This is a genomic window from Dietzia papillomatosis NBRC 105045 (genome assembly GCF_001570845.1).
In the GTDB taxonomy this organism is placed as follows: Bacteria; Actinomycetota; Actinomycetes; order Mycobacteriales; family Mycobacteriaceae; genus Dietzia; species Dietzia cinnamea.
The window spans coordinates 1-789 of record NZ_BCSL01000124.1; the positions used below are offsets into that span (position 1 = coordinate 1).

Consider the following 789-nt stretch of genomic DNA (forward strand, 5'->3'; position numbering starts at 1 on the left):
CTCGTGACCATGGATGACGTCACGCCCGAGCCGGATCGCCATCTGCCGTCGGTCCGCGCCTCCGACGCCGAGCGCGACGCCACCGCCAAGCTCCTCCGGGAGTCCTTCTCGGAGGGGAGGCTCACGCTCGCCGAATTCGATGACCGGACCTCGCGGGCGTACGCCGCACGCTTCCGGTCCGAGCTCATCGAGCTGACGCACGACCTGCCAATCGCCCACCACGAGCACGACTCGACGCCCGCGACCCGGCCGCACGGGGCCCCGGCGCGTCGCGTCACCGGGGGCGTCACCGGGGCCAGCGGGCCCGCCTACTCGCTGGCGATCATGGGAGGCGTCGAGCGGGCGGGGGCGTGGACCCTTCCCTCCGTGCACACCGCGTTCGCGCTGATGGGCGGCATCGAGATCGACCTGCGTGGCGCCTCGTTGCAGTCCCACGAGACGACGATCCGGGCGTTCGCGATCATGGGCGGCATCGACATCTACGTCCCCGACGACATCCATGTGGAGATCGAGGGCCTGGGGCTGATGGGGGGCTTCGGCGAGGAGTCCGGGAGCTGGAAGCCCGATCCGCGACCGGTCCGCCAGGCCCCGCCCGGCGCCCCGGTCATCCGGGTCACCGGGCTGGCGCTCATGGGCGGGATCGGCGTGCGGCGGGTGCCGCGCAGCGAGGACTGACCGCCGGCGGGGTGGCGGGCGGGTCGCGCGCATGCTGTCGGGCGGCCGGTAGGGCCTCAGTCGACCGGCGGGCTGGACGCCTGCGCCCAGAAGCGTTTGGGGATCCGCCCCGCA

At 73.6% G+C, this 789-nt stretch carries 1 protein-coding gene; it reads left to right on the forward strand.

Annotated features, from left to right (window positions below; all coding sequences use genetic code 11):
- Positions 1-675: DUF1707 SHOCT-like domain-containing protein (locus tag DPA01S_RS16105; RefSeq protein WP_311199455.1), on the forward strand; the 675-nt coding region annotated here is incomplete at its 5' end.
- Between the last annotated feature and the right edge of the window lie 114 nt (positions 676-789).